The organism is Plesiocystis pacifica SIR-1 (assembly GCF_000170895.1).
GTDB classification, from domain to species: Bacteria; Myxococcota_A; Polyangia; order Nannocystales; family Nannocystaceae; genus Plesiocystis; species Plesiocystis pacifica.
The window spans coordinates 1-5,000 of record NZ_ABCS01000137.1 but is presented as its reverse complement, the minus strand read 5'-3'; the positions used below and the strand labels follow the sequence as shown (position 1 = coordinate 5,000).

General features: G+C 69.4%; 3 protein-coding genes and 1 rRNA gene. 2 read left to right on the top strand and 2 right to left on the bottom strand.

Annotated features, from left to right (window positions below; translation table 11 throughout):
* Positions 1 to 170 precede the first annotated feature (170 nt).
* Together rrf and PPSIR1_RS37590 are read left to right on the top strand one after the other, a co-directional pair.
* A 5S ribosomal RNA gene (gene rrf, locus PPSIR1_RS37595) occupies positions 171 to 287 on the top strand.
* Positions 288 to 389: 102 nt separating this feature from the next.
* Positions 390 to 911, top strand: coding sequence for a hypothetical protein (locus tag PPSIR1_RS37590; protein WP_006976523.1), 522 nt, complete (start codon positions 390 to 392; stop codon positions 909 to 911).
* A gap of 147 nt (positions 912 to 1,058) precedes the next feature.
* Here PPSIR1_RS37590 and PPSIR1_RS37585 read toward each other — a convergent pair whose 3' ends face one another.
* Positions 1,059 to 3,659: a chloride channel protein gene (locus tag PPSIR1_RS37585; RefSeq protein ID WP_006976522.1), complete on the bottom strand. Its 2,601-nt coding sequence runs from the start codon at positions 3,657 to 3,659 to the stop codon at positions 1,059 to 1,061.
* 542 nt (positions 3,660 to 4,201) lie between these two features.
* A complete protein-coding gene (locus PPSIR1_RS37580; protein WP_157596396.1) occupies positions 4,202 to 4,651 on the bottom strand; it encodes a hypothetical protein in 450 nt (149 codons plus the stop codon).
* Positions 4,652 to 5,000 lie beyond the last annotated feature (349 nt).

Here is a 5,000-nt window from a genome sequence, read left to right as displayed (position 1 = left end):
CAGTCGGATTCGAGGTTCCGAGCGACACACGCCTTACACGGAAATGTGCAAGTTGAAAGCTACGGTGGATTCTCCCGCTGTCCTGGAAGGGACGGTGCGCGGAGAGTCTGACGTACTCGGTCGCCCGGTAGGCGCTAGCTCTTTGGAGCTGTCGAGCCTACTGAATGTTTTCTGGTGGTCATGGCGGAGGGGCCATACCCGATCCCATCCCGAACTCGGTAGTCAAGCCCTCCAGCGCTGATGGTACTGCAGGGGCCACCCTGTGGGAGAGTAAGTCGCCGCCAGATCTATGCCCCGGACCGAAAGGTCCGGGGCTTCTTTTATTGGTTCTCGGCGAGAATGCAGCGCTGAGTTTGGTCCCTGCGCTGGGCTTTGGCACACTTCGCCGCGTGGCGGCCGAGGCCAAGCTTCAGACTCGCGGTGGGGGGGCGACCCACGCCATCGACTCGACGGGCCTGGCCCGCATGAGCCTGGCCCAGATCGACGCCGTGTTCGAGAGCCTCGAGCCGGTGCCGCTGGGGCAGCTGCAAGGTGATCTTCGAGGCAAGGTCGTCGGCGCGCCCGGGGTGGACTGGCTCCCGAGCCCGGTCCGAGCGGCGCTGCTGCGGGTGGTCAACGAGCTCCCCGTGTGGCGCGGAAAGAGCTTCGAGGGCGAGTTCGGCTCGGACGCCTGGTTGCTGCCGGATCACAGCCTCCGCTTCGCTCGCTACCTCGTCCGCGAGGACGTGGCCTCGCTGGCCGGGGAAGGCCCGGTCACGCGGCTCGAATACGACGTCGCGGCCAACCCTCGAGCCGTCCGCCTGGTCGTCGGGGAGATCCGCGAGCTCGGGGACGGCGTGCTCTTGGCCCGGACCCAGCTGCGCCTGGGGGAGCGGGTCATCAAGCTTGTCTACTTCACCCTCGAGGCTTGAGCCTGCTTTGCCCTCGCAGCCTCCGCGTGGGCTTTCTTCGCCCCCTGAAGGGGGCGTGGATTCGTTCATGATCTGAGGCCGACCCTCTGAGTCGTGGACGTGGAGCAGGGACGGCGTGGCCAACCCTCTGAGCTCTGCTCGGGGCAGCTACTCGACCCAGCGGGCGGCGAGCAGGGCCTCGCGGCTGCCGGCGAGGGCGAGGATGTCTCCCTCGCGTAGGGGCGCGTGCGGATCGAGGTCGAGCAGCCGCTCGCCCCGCTGCCACTCGAGCACCTGAACTTGCACGAGCTTGCGCAGGTTGAGCTGCGCCAGGCTCCGCCCGGCCCAGGCCCGGCCCACGACCACGCGCTCGAGGGTCACGCCGATGCCCAGGTTGACCTCGTGGTCGAGGCCGCCGCCGCCGTGGACGAGGAGCTCGGCCTGCTGCTGCTCGAGCACGTGCTCGCTGTAGTGGGCCATGAGGTCGGTGCGCTCGAGCAGCCCGAGGATGCGCCGCTCGGCGTCGACGACCGGGAGCACGTCGCGGCCCGAGCGGGCGAAGGCCATCATCGCGCCGGCGAGGGTGTCCTGAGGGACGAGCAGGGTGGGACGCTCGGACGCGGCGAGCTCGCCCGCGGAGGCTTGTTCGTCGATCTCGCCCCGGAGCGCCCGCGCGGCCAGGGTCCGGCTGTCGAGCACGGCGGTCACGCGCTCGTCTTCGTCGACGATGTAGAGGGTCGGGGAGTCCTCGACGAGGGCGGCGCGCTGGACCTCGTCGAAGCTCGAGTTGACCCGCAGCATGTGGTCGGGCCGGACCATCAGGTCGCCCACTCGCCCGCGCTGCATGAAGGCCGTGTCGTCGTTGTCGAGGAGCTCGGCGTTGCCGCGCTTGCGCAGGCTGAGGTCGAAGAGGGTGTCGGCCTCGACCCGGCCGGCGACGAAGGCGGAGAGGATGCACGCGAACATCAGCGGGAGGATCAGCCCGTAGTCCCCGGTGAGCTCGAAGATCATCACGATCGGAGTGAGCGGCGCGCGCAAGGTGGCCCCGAGGTAGGCGCCCATGCCGACCAGGGCGTAGGCGGCCGGCTGGCTGACGTGCTCGCCGAACACCAGCTGGGCGAGGGCGTGGACGCTGGTCCCGACGCAGGCGCCGATGACGAGCGAGGGCATGAACACGCCGCCCATTCCGCCAGAGCCGATCGTCAGCGCCGTGGCGAAGATCTTGAGGAAGGCGAAGGCCAGGGCGATCTGCCACGCGAGCTCGCTGTGCAGGGCCTCGAAGACGGTGTCGCGGCCGGGGCCGAGGAGATCCGTGAACAGCAAGGTGCCGAGCAGGCCGACCCCGAGGCCGCCGATCGCGGGCTTGGTCCAGTCGGGGATCTTCAGCCGCTCGAACAGGTCGGAGCTGAACAGGATCGCGCGGCTCATGAGCGGGCTCAGCAGGCCCGCGATGACCGCGAGGGCGAGGAAGAAGATCATCTCGGCGAGGATGCGCTCGCCCTCGACGTCGCCCGGGGTGACGAGCTCGGTCCGCTCGCCGAAGATCGCGTGGGAGGTGAAGGTGCCGGCGACCGCGGCGACGATCAGCGGCGTGAACACGGACATCGAGCCCAAGGTGGTCCCGATGCTGCGCTTGAACACGACCTCGACGGTGAAGATGACGCCCGCGAGGGGGGCGTTGAAGGCCGCGGCGAGTCCGGCCGCACAGCCCGCGCCGAGCATGGTCGTCTGCCGACGCATGCGGAGGCCGAAAAAGCGCGCGAGCACGGAGCCCACGGTCGCGCCGATCGCCACGGTCGGGCCTTCGTGACCGACGGAGCCGCCGGACGCGATGGTGATGCCCGTGCCGAGGCCGAGCAGCGAGCCCGCCCGTCCGCTGAGCTTCTTTTGGTGGCCGACGGCCTCGATGACCGCGGGGATGCCTTCGGGGATGTCGCCGAGGGTGCGCCGCGCGAGGGCGCGCAGACCCCCCACGAGCAGGCCGCCGAGGGCGGGGGCGAGGATCAGGTAGATCCAGCCGAAGCTCGGGAAGGCGTTGCCGACCGCCGGGAAGATCTCGACGGCGCGCGCGATCCACAACAGGAGGAGACCGGCCGCGGCCCCGCTGGCGACGCCGACGACGACGGCCATCAAGAGCAGGTAGAGGTGGTCGTCGCCCACGGCCTCGGCGACGCGCTGGCCCAGGCGCAGGCCGAGCTCCTCCCACAGGTGGACGATCTTGCGCTGGGGCGGGAGCGGCTTGTGGAAGCCCGTGCGCGTGTCCGGCTTGGCCTGCTCGTCTGGGCTCGCGTCGGCCGAGGCGTCGTCCCGGGCTGCAGGGTCGCCGCCGACGGGCATGTGGACGCCGGTGCGCAGCGTCGCGCGGACCAGGGACTCGAGCGAGCGCGTGCTCCAGCGTCGGGTGCCGACGTTTTCGTAGGTCCCCGTGCGGGCGGGCTGTCGCTTGGGGCGAGGGCCCGTGCTCGGCTGCGGGGGCTTGGGCTTGGGCGGGCTCGGGGGCGGCACCGCCTCGTGGGCCCCCGTGTCCTCGCGCAGGGACATCCCCGCCAGCGATTGGTGCACCCCGGCCGAGTGTCGCTTGCGTCGCCCCTGGTAGGACCGGGAGGCCGCGCTCTGGGTCTCGCTGGTGATGGGCCGCGAGCGCGCGAGGAGCTGGGGGTCGAGCTCGAGGCTGTCGACGCTCTCGAAGTCGATCTCGAGCTCGGCCGAGGGCTCGGGCGTCGGGGGGGTCTTCGGCGGCGTGGGCGGGGCGGAGGGCGCATCGCCCACGCCAGCGGGCCCGACTTTGGGCGGGGCGACTTTGGGCGGGGCAGCGACTTTGGGCGGGGCAGCGACTTTGGGCGGGGCAGCGACTTTGGGCGGGGCAGCGACTTTGGGCGGGGCAGCGACTTTGGGCGGGGCAGCGACTTTGGGCGGGGCCGCGGGCTTGGGCGTCTCTCCAACCTGTGGAGGCGCCGGCACGGCCATCGGCGCGGTGTGGGCCTGGGGCTGGACCGTCGGAGCCGCATCCGCTGCAGGCCCATCCTCACCCTCCTGAACCGGCGGCGCGAATCCAATCAGGGTCGCGTGGCGCTGCGCAGCTTCCTTGGGCGGGGCCGGAGTCTCATCCACGGCCTCTTTATCGTTGGGTTCGCCCTCGTCGTTGCCCGCCAACGCTCGCTCCCGCTGCGCACGCTAGCACGCCCCGCGCGCCAGCGGGAGCCCACGAAAAAAGCCGGCGTTGCCACGGCGCCGACTTCTCTCGTCTCATGGTGTCCGACCAACCTCGGCTCCCGGTCTGGGAGGCTTCGTCCGAGGCGGGCCAGGGCTTGTCACAGCGCGCTGTAGCGGGTCCCGCGGGCCTTGCCCTGCCAGGTCACCCGCTCGGCCTCGATGAGCCGGGCGACGGACTTGCGAACTTGGAGGGAGGTGCCGCCCACGACATTGCGGATCTCCGTTGCCGACACCGGCTCGGGCGCGTTCTCGACGAATTCGAGCACCCGGGCGTCGTATTCTCGCCGGCCGGCGGCGGTGCGCGTATTGACCTCCTCGGCCAACGAGGGCGCGGAATCGTCAGCCGAAGCTGGCGCCTCGGCCGAATCAGCACTCATGTTGATGACGTCCCCGACGGTGATGCTCGACAAGAGTCCCGAAAACTGGCCCTTGCTGAGCTTGGAGAGCTCGGCCAGGGTCATCTCGGGGTGCGAACGAATCAGCTCCAGAAAGACGCTACGCTGCACGTCTTTGACAGCTGCGGACATTTCACGTTCGAAATTCGACACGCTCGGAACAATAGCAGCTTCTCGAGACTAATGCGATGGGTCCCGATGAGATCACGCATAGTTTTTTCAGCATCCAGAATGCTGTCGATAGCCCTGAAGGGCACTCTTGCCGGCGGTATTCGCCGGAGAACGCCATTGCAGACTGAAGTCTGTTCAATCGCGTGGTCGAGTGTATGGGGAATTGCCTCGCCAGATCACTCCAAGTGCGGCGCGAGTCCGACGCCCCGATATCCAGTATGGGAAGGGCACCTGATTCTCACGAAAGACGGACTCCAGGTCGGTCTGTGGTCATAGGCGCGGCTCGATTATGCCCTTTGATGCGCGCGCTGAGCCCGTGATCGCGGGGAAG